Below are 17,185 nucleotides of genomic sequence, written 5' to 3'. Positions count from 1 at the left end.
GGCGCTGCCGGCGGCGGGGTCGGTGGGCGTGGCGGGAGTGTCGGGCATCGCCCCCATCATCCCTCAGGGGCTCGTCCCTCAGGGTGAGGTGACCACCACGGGTGCGGGCACGAGCGCCTGCAGCTCGGTGATCCCGACCGCGTTGCGCCCCTGCCCCCAGCCCCACCAGCCGCGGCCCTGCGACGGACCCCACGGCAGCGCGGTGCCGGCACCCCACACGTCAGCCGGGGTGACGGCGGCCGGTGCCGCCGGGTCGGCCGGGTCGGCGGGCGCCGTGACCCCGGCGCCGTTGACCTCGAGCACCACGCCGACCTGGACCCGGTCGGCCTCGATACCGCCGACATCGGTCACGCTGCCCGGGTTCGCCATGCGCACCAGCAGCATCTTGGGCGGGAGCGCCGCCTCGTCCGTCAGGGCGGCGAGGTGGTCCACGACGGCGTTCACCTCGTCCGCGGCCACGACCCCGGAGCCGGAACCGGGGACCTCACCCGGCTGCAGCCGCCACGCGGGTTCGAGCGCGACCCCCACCCCCGGGCGGCGCAGCACCTCGTCGTAGAGCGCGACCTGCTCGACCATGCTCTGGCGCCCCGGCTGGAACGTCAGCAGGACGCTCACACCCCCTCCTCCGCGGCGTCGACGAACGAGATGACGTCCTCGAGCGAGCGCTTGCCGGAGTAGGAGCCGTCCGAGCCCGGCGTCGCGGAGGCGACCGTCGTCAGCAGCACCGCGGTCGGGACGGCGGTCCCGGAGGCCCCGGAGGTCGCGGCGAGCTCGTCGAGCCGAGCGATCGTGGCGGGGACGTCCTGGGCACCGAGCGACCCGAGCTCGGGTGCACCCGGAGCTCCGCGCAGCCCGACGTAGATCTTGTCGCCCACCAGCTCCTGCCCACCGCCCGGGAGCTCGACGCCGGAGGCGGCGACGCGCGCACGGTAGGAGAAGTCCTCCGGCGGTCCGACGTCGCCGATCCCGACGACGCGGCGCGGTTCGAGCGCGCCGAGCGCCTCCACGGCCGCGGGGTCCGTGAGCCCGTCGTCGGTCACGACGACGCCGGCACCGGCGGCGCGAGCCGTTCCGACCGCTGCGATCTGACCCGGCCCGCCGTCGGTGACCAGCGCGTCGGTCGTCAGCGGTGCCGCGGGCAGGAACGGCGGCAGCCCGGGGACGTCGGCCAGGTTCTCGCTCTCGCCGTCGGTGGGTTCGACGTCCTGCGACGCCTGCTCGCCCTCGAGGACGAGCAGACGGTCCGACGGCGTGGCCAGCTCCGCGAGCGCGGCGACCTCGCCCCCGGGCGCCACGGCCGTCTCACCGGAGAGGTCGCGCCCGATGACCACCTGGAGGGCGTCGAGCCGGTCGGGCGCCGGCACCGCGCGCAGGAAGGGGCGGTCCTCGGACAGCTCCGGGACCTCCACGCCACCCAGGACGAGGACGGTGTGGGTCTCGAGACGTTCCAGCTCGGCGGCGACCCCGTCCTCGTCGGCCACCAGCACGGGCAGACCGAGGATCGCGGCGATCGAGGCGCCCCGCAGCTGCTGCCCGGCGTCGGCGGGCGTCAGCACCACGATCCCGGCCGAGGCGAAGTACGCCTGGCTGGCCGCGATCGCCAGCTGCCCCGCGGACCCGCCCTCGAGGATGGTCACGCCGTCACCGTCGCCGGTCGTGCTCGCGCCCGCGCTCACCTCCGTCGCGGGATCCGCCTCGAGCACCACCTCACCGGTGCAGGCGCCCAGGAGCGCCAGCGACGCGAGCACGGCCGCGGCGCGGGCCGCGACGCGCGCGCCCGCCCCGCCGCGGCGTCGTACCCGCACCGGTGTCACCGGCTCAGGACCCCGCGTCGCCGTGGCGGGCGTCGAGGTGCGGCAGGAGCCGCCCGCGCAGGAACGCGACCGTGTCCTCCCAGCCGTGCACGGCGTGGCAGCGCACCCCGAGGTCGAGGACGGGGCGGTCGTTCCCGCCCTCGTCGAGCCGGTCACCCACGAACACCATGTCGGTCAGCGGCACGCCGACGAGGTCCACCAGTGCGCGCATCCCCGTGGCCTTGTCGACACCGCGACGCGTGATGTCCACCGACGTCGAACCGCCGGAGCGGACCTCGAGGTCGGGCAGGTCGGCCGCGACGGCGTCGCGCAGGGCACCCTTGCGCTCCCCCGTGGGGTCCCACGCGGCCTTGGCGTCCACCGGCGCCTGCTGGCCGAGGGCGGAGAACGTCACCTGCGAGCCGCGGTCCTCCAGGACCTCACCCCAGGTCTCGCTCTCCCACAGCCCCAGCTCGACGGCGCGCGTGCGCAGCGCGGTCAGGGCGCGGTCCCGCTCGTCCTGCGTCAGCGTGTGGGCGTAGACCTGACCGAAACCCTCGCCGTCCCACCGGTAGTACTGCGTCCCGCACGTGGGCATGAGGTGCAGGCGCGCGGCGAGCTCGGGCGTGAGGTCCAGGCGCGCGAGGAGCTGCTGCGTGAACTGCCCGTACTGACCGCCCGAGATGACGCAGACCGGGACGCGCTGCAGGAGATCTCCGAGCACCTGCGCGACGGCGTCGGGCAGGGGCGACTTCGAGGGCGCCAGCGTGTCGTCCAGGTCGAACGCGACGAGGGCGACCGGCGCCGCGGCGAGGGCCGCGGCGGCGAGGTCGGGCAGCCCGGCGGCGGTGGTCCCGGCGCTCGTGCTCACTCGCCCGAGCCGCTCTTCCCCGCGCGCTCGCGGATCGCGGCGACGTGCACGAGCAGCTCGATGACGGCGCGGCCGATCAGCAGGACCGCGAGGCCGTAGACCACCGACAGGAGCAGGCTCAGGACGCCGATGAGGATACGGCCGGCGTCCGGGTAGTCGAAGTAGAACAGGGCGCTGACCGCCCGCTGCAGCGTGACGCCGCCGGCGACGATCAGGACGAGGACCATCGCGCCCCGCAGGTGAGTCGGGGCGACCAGCTTGGTGACCGAGACGTCGAACAGACGCGCGAGCACACCCGGCTCGGCGGTCTGGCCCGGGGCGGACCACTGCTGCTGCGGCTGACCGCCGCCGGGAGCGCCGTAGCCGGGGATCTGGGACGGGGCGCCGTAGCCCTGGTGGGCGGGCGCTCCCTGGTAGCCCTGGTGGCCCTGCTGGCCCTGCTGCGCATCGCCCTGGCCCTGGGGGAACCCGGGCTGCTGGCCGTACCCGGCGGGCGCCCCCTGCTGCGGGGGCTGCGGGGCGGAGCCCTGCTGGGGAGCCGGCGTGGCCCCCCACGGGTTCGGCTGCTGACCCGAGGGCTCGAACGGCTGCGACATGGTGCTCCTCACGACGTGGTCGGCGCGGTCAGCGCCGGGCACGAGACTACTGCGCGGACCCATGCGGGCGGTGTTCCTGGCGCTCACTACCATCGACGCCGTGCCGACCGCCCCGCCGCCCGCCGATCCCGCGCTCATCAGCCCCGAGCCGTCCTGGCGCGTGCACGTCGCGGGGGTCGTCACGGGGGTCGTCGGCAGCACCTCGTCCTTCGCCGTCGTGCTCGCCGGGCTGACCGCCGCCGGGGCCTCACCCGCGCAGGCCGCCTCCGGACTGACCGTCCTGTTCGTGATGCAGGGTCTCGGGACGATCCTGCTCGCGCAGCGCCACCGGCTCCCGGTCGTGCTGGCGTGGTCGACGCCCGGGGCCGCGCTGCTGGCGGCCGGCACCGTGCCGGCGGGCGGCTGGCCGGCGGCCGTCGGCGCGTTCGCGCTGACCGGTGTGCTGCTCGCGGTGACGGCGGCGGTCCCCGCCCTGGGCGACGCCGTCGCCCGCATCCCCGCACCGCTCGCCCAGGCGATGCTCGCCGGCGTGCTCGTGCCGCTCTGCCTCGCGCCCGTGCGCGCCCTCGTGGCCGAACCACTGCTCCTGACGCCCGTCGTCCTGGCGTGGCTCGTGGTACTGGCGCTGCGACCGCGCCTGGCCCCGCCGGCGTCGATCCTCGTCGCGCTCGCGGTGACGCTCGCCGTCGTGCTGCCGGGCGACGGCGTGGACGGTCCGCTGCTGCCGCACCTGGCGTGGACCACGCCGACGCTGACGTGGGCCGCCGTCGTCGGCGTCGCGCTGCCCCTGTACGTCGTGACGATGGCGGCGCAGAACGTCCCGGGTGCGGCCGTGCTGAGCTCGTTCGGGTATCCCGTGCCGTGGCGCAGCAGCCTCGCGGTCACGGGTGCGACCACGGTGCTGGCGGCTCCGTTCTGCGGGCACGCCCTCAACCTCGCCGCGATCTCGGCGGCGCTGGCGGCGGGTCCCGACGGCGGCCCGGATCCCGCGCGCCGCTGGCTGGCCGCCCGCACCGCGGGGCTGACCTACCTCGTGCTCGCGCTCGCGTCCGCGGCGCTGACCGCGCTCGTGCTGGCGGCACCCGGCGAGGTGCTGCTCGCGGCCGCGGGGCTGGCGCTGGTGGGGACGCTCGGGTCCAGCCTCGGCGCCGCGGTCCGTGCCGAGCGCGGTCGTGAGGCCGCCGTCGTGACGTTCGTGGTCGCGGTCTCCGGGGTCACGATCGCCGGCGTCGGCGCCGCGCTGTGGGCCCTGCTCGCCGGGCTCGCGGTGCACGGCGCGCTGGCGCTCACCCGACGGGGGTCGTCGTCACCGCGGGACGGCGCCGCGCCGGCGCGCTGAGGAGGACGACGGCGAGCACCACCGCACCGACGCCGAGCCACGCCTGGGGTGGGAGCACCTCGTGCAGCACGAGCACGCCGAGCAGGCCGGCGGTCACGGGTTCGGCGAGGGTGAGCGTCGCCGCCGTCGCGGCCGGGAGGTGCCGCAGGCCCGCGGCGAACAGGAGGTAGCCGCACGCGAGCGTCACGACGCCGAGCCAGAGCGCGACCCCGGCGCCCGCGCCGGTCGCGAGCCACGCGACGTCGCCCGCGAGGAGGATCGGGAGCGCCAGGAGGGCACCCGCGCCGAAGACGAGCGGCACCACCCGCAGGACCGGCCACCCCGCTTCGAGCAGCACCTTGGTCGCGACGGCGTAGACGGCGTAGCTCACCCCGGCCCCGAGCGAGGCCAGCAGCCCGAGCGGCCCGGCGCCCGCCCCGGGTGCCAGCGCGAGGAGGGCGACGCCGAGCACGGCCACCGCCGTCGCCACCGCCCACCGCCGCGAGGGGCGACGGCGCAGCACCGCCCACTCGAGCGCGCCGGCCACGAGCGGGCCGCTGCCGAGCGCGACGAGGGTGCCGACGGCGACACCGTTGGCGCGCGTCCCGACGAAGAAGGCGGGCTGGTAGGCGACCATTGCGAGGGCCGCGAGCGCCACGAGCGCCGCCGTCCTCCGCGTCGCCGCCGGACGGCCCGGGCGGCCCGGGTGCGGTGCGACCGGGCGCGGCTCGGCCCGCGCCCGCAGGGCGACGACGCCGCCGACGAGCGCCAACAGCAGCCCGCCGAGCACGAGGCGGGCGGCCCCGACCGAGACGGGGCCGGCGCCGTCGGGCGCGAACGTCTGCGCGGTGCCGGTGGTCCCGAAGCAGACCGCCGCGGCCAGCACGAGCCCGGCCGCGCGCGTGCCGGCGGAGCTGGAGGTGCCGACGGCGGTGGGGGACGGCGCGACCATGCCGCCATCCTCACCCGCACCGCCCGGCACCTCCCGCCCCGCCCGCCCCCTGGACGCGACGCCCTCTGGGCGCAGCCCCTGGCAGCAGACCCTGGACGGAAGCCCCCTTCGCGAGAGCTTTGCTGACGTACCCCGAGAGGATTCCCGACGTACCCCGAGAGGATCGCCGACCGCAGACTGGGGTCATGAGCACCTGGAGATTCGACGGCGCGATCCTGGGCGTCGGGAGCACCTCGGGCGTCCGCGCGGTCGTCGGGATGTGGAGCACGACCCCGTTCGGCCCGTTCGCCGACGCGATGGTGTCCGACGCCGCGGGCCGGCGCACCCTCGTCGCCCCGAGCGAGCGCGTCGCCACCTTCATCGCCGAGACCTACTCCTTCGACGACGTCGTCATCGCCCGCCTGCGCGCCCACAGGGACGCCCACGAGGTCGCGTTCGACGGCGGCGGCCTCCACCTGCGCGCCCGCCTCGGCTCCCGCGACGCCCTCGGACGGGCGCTGACGCTCCTGCCCCGCGGCCTCGCGACCCACCCCGGCTTCTCGCGCGCCGTCTCCCCCGCCGCCCGCGCGGTCGCGGGCGTGCGCACGTACGGCACGGCGGGCCGCGGCCGCACCGAGGCCTACGGCGCGACCGACCGGCGCCGCGTGCTGGCGCTCGCGGCGTCGTGGCACGGCGAGGACCTGGGCGACCTGGCCGACGTCGACCCGCCCGTGCGCTTCGGTTTCAGCTCGACGCCGCGCGCGAGCGGCCTCACCCGCGTCACCACCACGGTCGCGGCGCGGGCGCGCCACGCCTGAGCCCCCTGACGACGTCGGAGGAGCGGCCCGCGCGTGCGGCGATGATGGAGCCATGCCCCTGAGCGCCGGCGGACTGCTGTACCGCGACCACCTCCTGACCGTCCCCGTCGACCGCGAGGACCACGCGCGCTTCGGCACGATCCCGCTGCACGCGCGCGAGGTCGTCGATCCCGAGCGCGACGGCGAGGACCTCCCCTGCTGCTGTTCCTGCAGGGCGGGCCGGGCGGGCGCGCCCCGCGGCCCTCCGGCGCGGGCGGGGGCGCGTGGCTCCCGACGGCGACGCGCACCCACCGCGTGATCCTCCTCGACCAGCGGGGCACCGGCCGGTCGGGCGCGGTGACGCCGGCCACGTTGGACCGCTTCCCCGACGCCGCCACCGCGGCCGACTACCTCGCGTGCTTCCGCGCCGACGCGATCGTCGCCGACGCCGAGGCGGTCCGCGCTCGCGTGTACGGCGGTCGTCGCTGGGCGACGCTCGGGCAGTCCTACGGCGGTTTCGTCACGCTCACCTACCTCTCGCGCCATCCCGAGGCGATCACGACCGCCTACGTCACGGGCGGCCTCCCGGGTATCCACGCCGACGCGCGCGAGGTCTACCGCCGCACGTTCGACCTGCAGGCGGCCCGCAACCGCGAGCTCGCCGCGCGCTACCCCGATGACGTCGCGACACTCGGCGCGCTCGCCGACCGCGTGGAGGCCGCACCCGTGACCCTCCCGACCGGTGAGCGCCTGAGCACGCGCCGGCTGCAGCTGCTCGGGATGGGGCTGGGGATGAGCACTGGCGTGGAGCAGGTGCACTGGGCGCTGGAGGGCTCGAACGACGGCGCTGACGGCGACGGCGACCACCTCGTCACGCCCACGCCGGCGCTCCTGACCCACCTGGCGCAGGAGACGTCGTTCCTGACCAACCCGCTCTACGCCGTCCTGCAGGAGGTCATCTACCACTCCGGCGAGCGCGAGCCGGGCTGGGCGGCCCAGGCCGAGCTGGACCGGCGGCCGGCGTTCGCCGCGGGCGCCCGCCCGCTCCAGCTCACGGGTGAGGCGATCTTCCCGTGGATGTACACCGAGATCCCCGGCCTGCGGCCCTACGAGGCGGTGGCGCACGCCCTGGCCCAGCGCGAGCACTGGCCGGCGCTGTACGACGCCGAGGCGCTGGCCCGCAACGAGGTGCCGCTCGCCGCCGCGCAGTACGTGGACGACCCCTACGTGGACCTGGACCTCGCGCTCGAGACGGCTCGCGCCGTCGGGAACGCGCACGTGTGGGTGACGAACGAGTTCCTGCACGACGGGCTGCGCACGAGCGGCGCGACGATCCTGCCGCGACTGATGGACATCGCCGCCGGCAGGGTGCGCGTCACCGCGCGCTGAGGCTCAGCTCGCCCCGCCGGCGGTGATGGCGACCGTGATGCCGGCCACCACGGCCGCATTCATCGCGGCGATCGAGTCGCGCACGGCCTTGGCGGCCCAGGCCCCCTCGGCGACCACCTTCGCCCGGGCCTTGACCTCGCGCGGGGGACGCCCGGCACCGTCAGCACCTTGTGGGCCTGGTCGGCCGCCGAGAGCAGCGAGATGACCGCGCCGACCCGCGCGTCCGGGGCCGCGCCGTGGCCGAGCACGAGCTCGACGGCGCCGCGCAGCTCCTGCTCGTGGCGCACGTCCTGCGCGGGCCAGCGGGTGGACGGGAAGATGCCCATCACGGTGGTGTCCTCGCGCCGCACGATGCCGCGCTGCGCGAGCCGCTCGGTCACGTGGTCGCGCAGGTTGCGCCCGAGCCGGCCGACGAGGTCCTGCGCGGTGCGGGGCTTCTCGGCCACGACGCCGAGCGCGCCCTGCAGCAGCGGGTCGGCCGGCGCGGGCGTGCCGGGGACGGGATGGACCTTGGCCGCGTGCCAGAAGCCCTGCTTCTCCTCGACCCAGACGTGCTCGGCGAGCGCGAGCTCGAGCAGCACGCCGCCGCCGAGCACCGGCGTGAGGCTGCTGGACCCCGCGATCTGACCGGTGCCGTCGTCCAGCAGGAGCAGCATGACGTCCTCGACGATGAGCATGTTCATCGCTTCAGACTAGCCACGCCGCCCCAGCCGGCGGGGTCTCGGAACGGTTGCTCAGGGCCGCAGCAGCACCTTGGTGGCGCGGCGCTCGTCCATCGCGACGTAGGCGTCGGCGACCTCCGCCAGCGGCAGCTCGAGGTCGAAGACGCGGCCGGGGTCGATGGCGCCGCTGAGCACGTCGGCCAGCAGCTCGGGGATGTAGCCGCGCACGGGCGCCACTCCACCGACGACGCCGACGTTGGTGCCGAACATCGTGCGGATCGGCAGCTCGGGGCCGCCGTTCGGCACCCCGACGAACCCGACGCGCCCGCCGGGGCGGGCCGAGCGCAGCGCCTGGTCCATCGACTCCTTCGTGCCGACGCACTCGAGAACGGCGTCGGCGCCGATGCCGCCGGTCAGGGCCCGGACGGCCTCGACGCCGTCGTCGCCCCGCTCCTGGACCACGTCGGTCGCGCCGAACTCGCGCGCGATCGCCTGGCGCGCCTCGTGCCGCGACATCGCGATGATGCGACCGGCACCGAGGCGCTTCGCGGCGAGCACGCCGCAGAGGCCGACCGCTCCGTCGCCGACGACGGCGACCGTGGATCCCTCGCGCACACCGGCCGAGACCGCGGCGTGGTGGCCCGTGCCCATGACGTCGGCGAGCGTGAGGAGGCTGGGGATCAGCGCGTCGTCGGGCTGGCCGCCGTCCAGGGACGCCGAGACGTTGACGAGCGTGCCGTCCGCGAGCGGGACGCGCACGAGCTCGCCCTGCGCGCCGTCGGCGAACCCGAGGTCGCGCACGTCCGAACCCCACCAGCCGCCGGTGAGGCAGGAGGTGCTGACGCCGTTGCGGCAGTTCGCGCACTCGCCGCAGCACACGTAGAACGGGGCGATCACGAAGTCGCCCGCCTTCAGGGTGGTGACGTCGTCTCCGACCGCCTCGACGACGCCGATGAACTCGTGCCCGATGCGGTGGGCCTTCTTGGTCTCCGTCACGCCCCGGAAGGGCCACAGGTCCGAGCCGCACACGCAGCTCGCGGTCACGCGGACGACGGCGTCGCCCCCGGTGGACAGGACCGGGTCGGGCACGGTCTCGAGACGGATGTCGCCGGCGGCGTGGATGAGGGTGGCTCGCATGGTTCGAGCCTACGACCGGCCGAGCCGGGGATGCGTGGGTGGGTCGGGTAACACCTGAACGTATCGATCGGGTGAAGATCCGCGCAGCGGCGCCCGCTCGGCACGGCGGTGTCGGTGGCGCTCCCTAGGCTGGCGGCATGCCGCACCGCCGCCTCGCGCCCGCCGTCGTCCTCGCGCTGATCGTGCCGCTGGCGGCGTGCACCCCCGAGCCCGATCCGGAGCCCGGGCCCGCGGCGACGGCGCTCGCGGCCGATCTCACGGACGGCGTGTTCGACGGCGCCCCGGTCGACGACCCCGACGTCGCCACCGAGCAGCTCACCACACTCCTGGGCGACCTCGCCGCGTTCCCGCGCGAGGTCGCGGCCACCGTCGTCGAGCCCGCCGACGGCGAGGAGAGCGGCGACGGCCCCGCCACGCGCGACGTCGAGCTCGCCTGGTCCTTCGATCTCGGCGAGGGCGTGGACCCGCTCGAGCTCGCGACCACGACGACCCTCACCCTGACCGACCCCGCCGAGGGCGACGACGACGCGCAGCCCGCCTGGCGCGCGACCTGGAGCCCCGCGCTCCTGCACCCCGAGGCGACGGCGGACTCGGTCGTCACGGTCGAGCGCACGCAGGCCGCCCGCGGCGACGTCGACGGCCGAGGCGGTCAGCCGCTCGTCATCGAGCGGACCGTCTACCGCGTGGGCATCGACAAGGCCAACCTCACCGAGGACCGCTGGCAGCCGGCCGCGGAGGCGCTTGCCGCCGCCCTCGAGCTCGACGACCAGGCCGGCTACGTGCAGCGCGTGCTCGACGCCGGAGCCGCCGCCTTCCCGATCGCCCTCACCATCCGGCAGGCCGACGAGGAGCGCTACAACACGCAGGGGCTGCGCGGCATGGAGGGCGTGCTGCTCCAGGAGGACACGATGCCGCTCGCCCCCACCGCGGGTTTCGCGCGCGCCATCCTCGGCGGCGTGGGTGAGGCCACCGCGGAGATCGTCGAGGAGTCGCAGGGGCAGGTCGAGCCGGGCGACGTCGTCGGCACCTCCGGCCTCCAGCGCACCTACGACGCGCAGCTGCGCGGCACGCCCGCCACGCAGGTCGTGCTGACCAACGGGGCGGCAGGGAACTTCCTGCTCGGCGGGAGGGACGCCGTCGAGGGCGTCGACCTCGTCACCACCCTCGATCCGGCCCTGCAGACCTTCGCCGAGGAGCGGCTGGCGGGCGTGGAGTCCGCGAGCGCCGTCGTCGCGCTCGAGGCCTCGACCGGGTCCGTGCTCGTGGCGGCGAGCGGGCCCGGGAGCGCCGGCCTCAGCACCGCGACGGTCGGGCAGTACGCGCCCGGCTCCACGTTCAAGGTGGTGACCGCGCTCGCGCTGCTGCGTGCGGGCCTCACCCCCGACTCCCCCGTGGAGTGCACGCCCACCACGACGGTCGACGGCCGCGAGTTCCGCAACTTCCCGGGCTATCCGGAGTCCTCGCTCGGCACGATCACGCTGCGCGAGGCGATCGGCCAGTCGTGCAACACGGCCCTCATCTCGCAGGCGCAGACGGTGAGCGCGGCCGACGTCGCGGACGCCGCGGCGAGCCTCGGCGTCACGGCGGCGATGCCCGAGGGGCAGGCGTGGCCGTTCGGCTACTTCTCCGGCTCGGTCCCTACGGAGGCGACGGGAACGACCCACGCCGCCGACCTCATCGGGCAGGGCGACGTGCTCGCCTCGCCGCTCGCGATGGCCGGGGTCGCCGCCTCGGTCGCCGCCGGGCGGACCGTCACGCCGACGCTGGTGCAGATCGAGGGCGCCGCGACGCCGGACGCGCCCGCGACGCCGCTGGGCGAGCAGGAGGCCGCGATGCTCCAGGACCTCATGGGCGCCGTCGTCGCGTCAGGCTCCTCCACGTTCCTGCAGTCCGTCCCGGGCGGCGGCGTGGGCGCGAAGTCCGGCACCGCGCAGTTCGGCACGGACGACCCGCCGCAGACCCACGCGTGGATGATCGCCTACCAGGGTGACCTCGCCGTCGCAGTCCTGGTGGAGGTCGGCGACTACGGCACCGCGACGGCGGGCCCGATCATCGCCGACGTCCTCACCTTCGCCGCGACGAGCGGGTGGAACGCGGGCTGAGCCCGCGCCGCCGGGGCACCGCCACCACGCCCGCGGCCACCAGCAGCACCGCCCCGACCGAGGCGAAGACCCCGCGTGCGGCCGCGACGATCTCCTCGGGCCGGGGCGCGCCGTCGCCGTGCGCGGCCACCGCGAGGGCGAGACCCGCGAGCCCCACGCCGCCCGCCGAGGCCAGCTCGCGCAGCGTGCTGTTGACGCCCGCCCCCGATCGCCCGGTCCGCTCGCGGTGCACGCGCGTGAGCAGCGTCGACAGCGGCGAGGAGCACAGACCTGCACCGGCACCGACGACGACGAGCGCGAGCACGTAGGCCCACGCCGGCCCGGACACGGCCGCGGCGAGCGCGCCGAGCCCGAGCGCGGTGACGAGCAGACCACCCGTCACCACCCGCCCGGTGCCGAACCGTCGCAGCAGCGGCAGGCTGAGCCACGTCACGGCGAGCATCGTCACCGACACCGGTACGAGCGCGAGTCCCGCGACGGCGGCGCTCTCCCCCGCACGGTCTGCACCAGGTGGGCGTTCAGCGAGAACACGGTGAACAGCGCGACGAACGTCGCCACGATCCCCCCGGCGCTCCCACGGACGGCCGGCGAGGCCAGCACCGACTCCTCGAGCAGCGGCTGCTCGACCCGCCGCGAGCGCAGCGACAGGGTGCGCGCCGCGCCGAGCGCCGCCAGGAGCGGGACCGCGAGCAGCCACGCGCGGTCCAGCAGGTGCGGCCCCTGCACCACCGCCACGAGCAGACCCACCGCGACGACGACGACGAGGCCGGCCCCCGGGCGTCGAACCGCACCGCGGGGTCGGGCGGGCGACGCACCCCGGTCACGAGGACCACGCCGAGCAGGCAGACCAGCGCGAGCGGCAGGGTGGCGACGACGGCGGCGCGCCACCCCAGCAGCGAGATGGCGGCGCCGCCCAGGCCGTTGCCGACGACGCCGGCCACGCTCGTGGCGGCCGTCCAGGTCGCGACGACACCGGCGTGCTGCGCCGGCCGCGCGCGGATCAGCAAGATCGACAGTGTCTGCGGGAGCGCGAGCCCGGCCCCGACCCCGGCCACGGCGCGCGAGGCCACCAGGAGCGGCATCGCGTCCGCGACGAGGGCGAGCAGACCGCCCACCGCGACCAGGCCGAGCCCGGCCAGCAGCACCCGTTCCTCCCCGAATCGGTGCCCGAGCATCTCGCCGGGCAGCAGGAGGCACGCGAAGGCGATCACGTAGGCGTTGACGAACCAGGTCAGCTCCACCGCGCGGGGCGCGAGGTCGCTGTTCGCCAGGTCGGGGACGGCGAGGTTCGCGACGGAGACGGTCGCCATGATGAGCACGACCACCGTCCCGAGCAGGATCAGGTCGCGCCGGCGCACCCCCGGCCCGTGCTCGTGCAGGTGGCCGGTCTCATGCGACGACATGCGATCGGCGCACGACGAGCTCGGTGGGCACCACGGTGCGGCGTGCCGGGGCGTCGTGCCCGTCGGCGAGCTCGGCCAGGCGGCGCACGAGCATCGCCGAGGCGGTGCGGGCCATCGTCGACAGGTGGGTGTCCACGGTCGTCAGGGCGAACGTCGACCAGCTCGAGACGGGCGAGTTGTCGAACCCGACCACCGCGGGTGGCGCGACGCCCTGTTCGTGGCACGCGTTCAGCAGACCGACGGCGACGGCGTCGCTCGTGCAGAAGACCGCGGTCGGCCGCTCCCGCAGCGCCATCAGCTGGGCCCAGCCGCGACCGCCGTCGGCGTGCGTGAGGCCGTGACGCACGACCGGCCGGTCGACGGCGTCGAGACCGGCCTCCCGCAGCTCGGCGGTGAAGGCACGCTCGCGTGCCGCAGCGCTGCTCATGTCGGTGGGCCCGGCGAGCATCGCGACGCGGCGGTGCCCCTCCCCCAGGAGCAGCCGGGCTGCGGCCCGCCCCCGCCGGCGTTGTCGGCCACCACGGTGTCGGCCTGCACGCCGCGCGCGACCCGGTTGAGGAAGACGAACGGCACCCCGCGCTCCTGCAGCCGCGCGGGCAACTCCGAGGTGAGCCGGGACGTGGTGAGCACGACGCCGTCGACCGACCCGTCGAACAGCAGCGCGTGGTCGAGCTCGCGGCCCTCCTGGGCCGCCACGAGCAGGGTGCGGTAGCCGTGCTGCTCGAGCTCGTCGTGCATGACCGGCAGCGTGTCCGGATAGGTCAGGTTGCCGAGCTCGGCGACCACCGCGACGTTGCCGGTCGAGCGGCTGCTCAGGCTCCGCCCCAGGTGGCTCGGGACGTACCCGAGGCGCTCGGCGGCCTCGCGCACGCGCCGCACCGTCGCCGGGGTGATCTTCGGGTCGCCGCGCAGCGCGCGCGAGACGGTCGCCTGCGAGACGCCGATCTCGCGCGCGACGTCGTGGCTCGTGATCCGCGGGCTCATCCCTTGACCGCACCGCCCCCGAGGCCGGCGACCAGGTACTTGCGGGCGAACACGGCGATGAGGATGACCGGGATCACCAGCAGCACGCTGGCCGCAGCGAGCGTCTGGTACGTCGAGACGTCGTCGGCCCCGCGCTGCGCAGCGAGGAAGACGGGGATCGTCAGCGCCTGCGTGCGGGTGAGCGTCAGCGCCACGAGGTACTCCTGGAACGCGATGAGGAAGGTGAAGACGCCGGCGGTCACGAGGCCCGGGCCCATGATCGGAAGGATGACACGGGTGAAGGCCCCCAGGCGACTGCAGCCGTCGATCATCGCCGCCTCGTCGAGCTCCACCGGGATGTCTCGGAAGAACCCGATGAGCAGGAGCAGGGTGAACGGCATGTTGAGCGCGACGAGCGCCGCGATGAGGGCGATCCGCGTGTCGAAGATGCCGAGCGCCTGGGAGATCTCGTAGAACGGCAGCACGACGGCGAAGCGCGGGATGGTCCGCATCACGACGGCGATGATGAGGATGATCGGCCCGATCAGCCCGGCGTAGCGCGAGAAGGCGTAGGCGGCCGGGGCCCCGACGGCGAGCGCCACCACGACCGTCACGACCGCGATGACCAGGGTGTTGCCGAGCACGGAGGCGAACAGCGTGCCGCGCCAGAGGTCGGAGACGGCGTCGAGCTGGGGGTGAAGGCCCACACCGGGGGTTGCGGAACGCGTCCCGGAACGGCTTGATCGCCGTCAGGAGCGCCCAGACGAAGGGACTCAGCGCGAGCACGACGATGGCGCCCAGCGTGAGGGCGGCCGAACCGGTGATGGCTCGCTCGCGGCGGTCGCGGCGGCGTCGGGCGAGACGGCGGGCGTCGGACGGGGTGGTGGCGGGGCTGGTCACAGTCCTCGCGACTCCTTCCAGGTGTGGCGCAGGAACGGCACGAGCAGCGCGATCGTCAGCACGATGAACAGGACGTTGACGGCGCTGGCGAGGCCGAGGCGGTAGGACTCCGAGAGCGCAGTCTGGTAGACGAACGTCATGAGCGACTCGGTGCCCAGCGTGCTCGCGGCGGGCGTGATGATCTGGATCGAGTCGAAGATCTTGAGGCTGTCCATGATCGTGATGAGCACGACGAACGAGAACAGGCGGCCGAGAAGCGGCATCACGACGTAGCGCTGGCGCTGCCACCAGTTCGCGCCGTCGAGCTGCGCGGCCTCGAGCGGCTCCTCCGGCAGGGTCTGCAGGCCGGCCAGCAGCACGAGGATGACGAACGGGACCTCGTGCCACAGCGCGTGCAGCCCGAGCAGGACGCGCGCGGGGCCGGTCTCCGACAGCCATCCGACCTCGATGCCGACGACGGCGAGGATCTGGTTGACCACGCCGCCGAAGATGTCGTTGAACAGCCAGGAGAAGTTCAGGGCCCCGACGACGGTGGGCACCACGTAGGAGGCCATCAGGAGCGCGAGCACCACCATCCGACCGCGGCGCAGCCGGTTCAGCATCAGCGCGATCCCGTACCCGACCACGATCTTGACGCTGGTGAGGATCACGGTGAACACGACGGTGAAGGTGGCCGCGCTGCGGAAGCGCGGGTTGCCCAGCACCTCGGCGAAGTTGGCCCCGCCGTTGAAGGTGCCGGCCGATCCGAGCGGCACGTTCTGGAAGCTCCAGACGAGCGTCATGACGAGGGGGACGATGAGCAGCCCGGCCATCAGCAGGACGGCGGGTGCGGAGAAGAGCAGGAACTGCCGACGGCGCACGTCGCGCTCCGTTCTGTCGGTGGTGCGGGTGGGGCGGCGGAATCCGCTCCCGTCCCGACGGCACGCCGCCGGGACGGGAGCTCGCCGTCAGGGGGCGAAGCCGGCCTGGGCGATCGCCTGCTCGGCGGCCGCCTGCAGCTGCACGGCGGCGTCGGCGGGCTCGACGGTGCCCGACAGCACCTCGTTGAGGATCGGGGCGGCGACGGCGAAGACGTCCGACATCCACGGCACCAGCGGCAGGCCGTTGGGCCGCTCGCTCTCGAGCACCTCGCGCGCGGCGGGCTCGAAGGGCAGCTCGGCGGCCTGGGCCTGCGCGGTCCGCGCGGGGATCGTCACCGCCGAGGCCGCCTCGGCGGCCTCGGGGCCCGTGGCCACGGCGATCAGGTCGAACAGCAGGTCCTCGTCCACGGCCGAGTTCGACGCGATCGCCAGGCCGTCGACCGACAGGCTGGTGGCGGGGGTGCCACCCTCGACCACGGCCGGCGGGACGGCGAAGGCGAAGTCGTCGAAGTGCTCGGTCTGACGCTCCTCCAGGAGTGCGGAGACCCGGCCGGCGAAGAGCATCGACATCGCTGCCTGCCCGGTCTGCAGCTGGGTGACGACCTCGGGCGAGGCCCAGGAGATCGACTCGGAGCTCATGTTGCCGTAGGTGTCGCGCAGCGCCTCGAGCGCCGCGACCGACTCGGGCGAGTCCAGCGTCGGGACGGCGGCACCGTCCTCGAACCAGTGACCGCCGAGCGATCCGAGGAGCTGGTTGTAGACGGTCGCGACGCCACCGGCCGTGGCCATGGGCAGCGCGAGCGGGTTCGCCATGTCGGTCTCGGCGCGGATCGTCTCGGCGGCGGCGAACATCTCCTCGAAGGTCGTCGGCACCTCGAGGCCGAGATCGGTGAAGACGTCCTCGCGGTAGACGAGGATGATCGGCCCCCAGAACGTGGGGATCCCGACCTGCTGACCGTTGTAGGAGAGCGACTCGAGCAGCGCGGGGTCGATGTCGTCGAGGCCGAGGTCGTCGCCGCGGTCCGCGATGAGGTCGTCGAGCGGCGCGATCCAGCCGCGCTCCGCGTAGAGCGGGTAGACGGTGCCGTAGACCTCGATGAGGTCGTAGCTCGGGTTCGCGCTCGACATGGACTGCACGGCGCGCTGGTTCTGCCCGGCGAAGTCGGTCTCGGGGGCGTCCACGCGCAGCGTGCCCGTGGTGCAGCCGTTGACGATCGCGTCGGCGAACGGGTCGGTCGCGGGGCTGGTGTAGGACAGCAGGTTCACGACGGTCGTCTCCTGCGGCAGGTCGACGTCGCACTCGACGCCGGCGCCGGCCACGTCGGCGCCGGCACCGCACGCGGCCAGGCCGAGGGTGCCGGCGAGGGCGAGGACGGCGGTCGCCGACACCCTCCTGCGGGACTGACGGGCGATGCGTGCGGGGCGTGACATCGAGGGCTCCTCGTGGTCGACGGGACGCCGTG

Annotated in this window: 19 protein-coding genes; 5 read left to right on the top strand and 14 right to left on the bottom strand. The window is 75.1% G+C overall.

All coding sequences use genetic code 11. The features are described from left to right. Positions 1 to 78: 78 nt before the first annotated feature. The 4 genes from QQK22_RS04440 to QQK22_RS04425 are packed head-to-tail and all read right to left on the bottom strand — an operon-like array spanning position 79 to position 3,260. Complete coding sequence (locus QQK22_RS04440) at positions 79 to 615, bottom strand: hypothetical protein (RefSeq protein WP_284249696.1); 537 nt, start codon at positions 613 to 615, stop codon at positions 79 to 81. Further along, positions 612 to 1,814 carry a hypothetical protein gene (locus QQK22_RS04435; protein WP_284249694.1) on the bottom strand — a complete coding sequence of 401 codons (1,203 nt, stop codon included), beginning with the start codon at positions 1,812 to 1,814 and terminating at the stop codon, positions 612 to 614. Before QQK22_RS04435 ends, QQK22_RS04440 begins: the two co-directional genes overlap by 4 nt. Positions 1,815 to 1,818: 4 nt before the next feature. Then, a complete protein-coding gene (locus QQK22_RS04430) occupies positions 1,819 to 2,631 on the bottom strand; it encodes an HAD-IIB family hydrolase (protein WP_284252535.1) in 813 nt (270 codons plus the stop codon). A 29-nt stretch (positions 2,632 to 2,660) separates the two neighbouring features. Further along, positions 2,661 to 3,260 (bottom strand): DUF4282 domain-containing protein, encoded by a 600-nt coding sequence (locus QQK22_RS04425; RefSeq protein WP_284249692.1) that lies wholly within the window; start codon positions 3,258 to 3,260, stop codon positions 2,661 to 2,663. A gap of 100 nt (positions 3,261 to 3,360) precedes the next feature. Here QQK22_RS04425 and QQK22_RS04420 point away from each other — a divergent pair, with 100 nt between their 5' ends. Beyond that, positions 3,361 to 4,599, top strand: coding sequence for a benzoate/H(+) symporter BenE family transporter (locus tag QQK22_RS04420; protein WP_284249690.1), 1,239 nt, complete (start codon positions 3,361 to 3,363; stop codon positions 4,597 to 4,599). Here the strand turns inward: QQK22_RS04420 and QQK22_RS04415 are convergent. After that, positions 4,547 to 5,530, bottom strand: coding sequence for a DMT family transporter (locus QQK22_RS04415; protein WP_284249688.1), 984 nt, complete (start codon positions 5,528 to 5,530; stop codon positions 4,547 to 4,549). The two genes, QQK22_RS04420 and QQK22_RS04415, sit on opposite strands and share 53 nt — an antisense overlap. A 185-nt stretch (positions 5,531 to 5,715) precedes the next feature. On the opposite strand from QQK22_RS04415, the gene QQK22_RS04410 reads away from it, so the two are divergent. From QQK22_RS04410 to QQK22_RS04400, 3 genes are read left to right on the top strand one after another with little or no spacing between them, the layout of a single operon-like run. Next, entirely contained in the window at positions 5,716 to 6,327 is a 612-nt protein-coding gene (locus QQK22_RS04410; RefSeq protein WP_284249686.1) for a hypothetical protein, read from the top strand. A 52-nt stretch (positions 6,328 to 6,379) separates the two neighbouring features. Beyond that, the gene (locus QQK22_RS04405) at positions 6,380 to 6,625 is read left to right on the top strand and encodes a hypothetical protein (RefSeq protein WP_284249684.1); all 246 of its coding nucleotides are present in this window, start codon (positions 6,380 to 6,382) and stop codon (positions 6,623 to 6,625) included. Then, positions 6,523 to 7,695: an alpha/beta fold hydrolase gene (locus tag QQK22_RS04400; RefSeq protein ID WP_348525628.1), complete on the top strand. Its 1,173-nt coding sequence runs from the start codon at positions 6,523 to 6,525 to the stop codon at positions 7,693 to 7,695. Before QQK22_RS04405 ends, QQK22_RS04400 begins: the two co-directional genes overlap by 103 nt. 59 nt (positions 7,696 to 7,754) lie before the next feature. Here the strand turns inward: QQK22_RS04400 and QQK22_RS04395 are convergent, their stop codons facing one another. Continuing rightward, entirely contained in the window at positions 7,755 to 8,378 is a 624-nt protein-coding gene (locus QQK22_RS04395; RefSeq protein WP_284249683.1) for a GOLPH3/VPS74 family protein, read from the bottom strand. Between the two features lie 51 nt (positions 8,379 to 8,429). After that, complete coding sequence (locus QQK22_RS04390; protein WP_284249680.1) at positions 8,430 to 9,494, bottom strand: zinc-dependent alcohol dehydrogenase family protein; 1,065 nt, start codon at positions 9,492 to 9,494, stop codon at positions 8,430 to 8,432. A gap of 137 nt (positions 9,495 to 9,631) precedes the next feature. Here QQK22_RS04390 and QQK22_RS04385 point away from each other — a divergent pair, with 137 nt between their 5' ends. Then, the gene (locus QQK22_RS04385; protein WP_284249678.1) at positions 9,632 to 11,596 is read left to right on the top strand and encodes a penicillin-binding transpeptidase domain-containing protein; all 1,965 of its coding nucleotides are present in this window, start codon (positions 9,632 to 9,634) and stop codon (positions 11,594 to 11,596) included. Here QQK22_RS04385 and QQK22_RS04380 read toward each other — a convergent pair. The 7 genes from QQK22_RS04380 to QQK22_RS04350 all read right to left on the bottom strand — a co-directional run bounded on the left by QQK22_RS04380 (position 11,559) and on the right by QQK22_RS04350 (position 17,153). After that, entirely contained in the window at positions 11,559 to 12,029 is a 471-nt protein-coding gene (locus QQK22_RS04380; RefSeq protein WP_284249676.1) for an MFS transporter, read from the bottom strand. The genes QQK22_RS04385 and QQK22_RS04380 overlap by 38 nt on opposite strands. A gap of 85 nt (positions 12,030 to 12,114) precedes the next feature. Next, positions 12,115 to 12,999 (bottom strand): MFS transporter, encoded by an 885-nt coding sequence (locus QQK22_RS04375; RefSeq protein ID WP_284249674.1) that lies wholly within the window; start codon positions 12,997 to 12,999, stop codon positions 12,115 to 12,117. After that, complete coding sequence (locus QQK22_RS04370) at positions 12,986 to 13,447, bottom strand: LacI family DNA-binding transcriptional regulator (protein WP_284249671.1); 462 nt, start codon at positions 13,445 to 13,447, stop codon at positions 12,986 to 12,988. The genes QQK22_RS04375 and QQK22_RS04370 overlap by 14 nt, the downstream gene beginning before the upstream one ends. Next, complete coding sequence (locus tag QQK22_RS04365; protein ID WP_284249669.1) at positions 13,423 to 13,983, bottom strand: LacI family DNA-binding transcriptional regulator; 561 nt, start codon at positions 13,981 to 13,983, stop codon at positions 13,423 to 13,425. Before QQK22_RS04365 ends, QQK22_RS04370 begins: the two co-directional genes overlap by 25 nt. Further along, a complete protein-coding gene (locus tag QQK22_RS04360) occupies positions 13,980 to 14,669 on the bottom strand; it encodes a carbohydrate ABC transporter permease (RefSeq protein WP_284249667.1) in 690 nt (229 codons plus the stop codon). The genes QQK22_RS04365 and QQK22_RS04360 overlap by 4 nt, the downstream gene beginning before the upstream one ends. 189 nt (positions 14,670 to 14,858) lie before the next feature. Beyond that, positions 14,859 to 15,722: a carbohydrate ABC transporter permease gene (locus QQK22_RS04355; RefSeq protein WP_284249665.1), complete on the bottom strand. Its 864-nt coding sequence runs from the start codon at positions 15,720 to 15,722 to the stop codon at positions 14,859 to 14,861. A gap of 87 nt (positions 15,723 to 15,809) precedes the next feature. Next, complete coding sequence (locus QQK22_RS04350; RefSeq protein WP_284249663.1) at positions 15,810 to 17,153, bottom strand: ABC transporter substrate-binding protein; 1,344 nt, start codon at positions 17,151 to 17,153, stop codon at positions 15,810 to 15,812. Positions 17,154 to 17,185: the final 32 nt, after the last annotated feature.

The organism is Litorihabitans aurantiacus, assembly GCF_030161595.1.
Classification (GTDB): Bacteria; Actinomycetota; Actinomycetes; order Actinomycetales; family Beutenbergiaceae; genus Litorihabitans; species Litorihabitans aurantiacus.
Note: the sequence above shows the minus strand (reverse complement) of the source record. Positions and strands in the feature narration are given on the sequence as shown.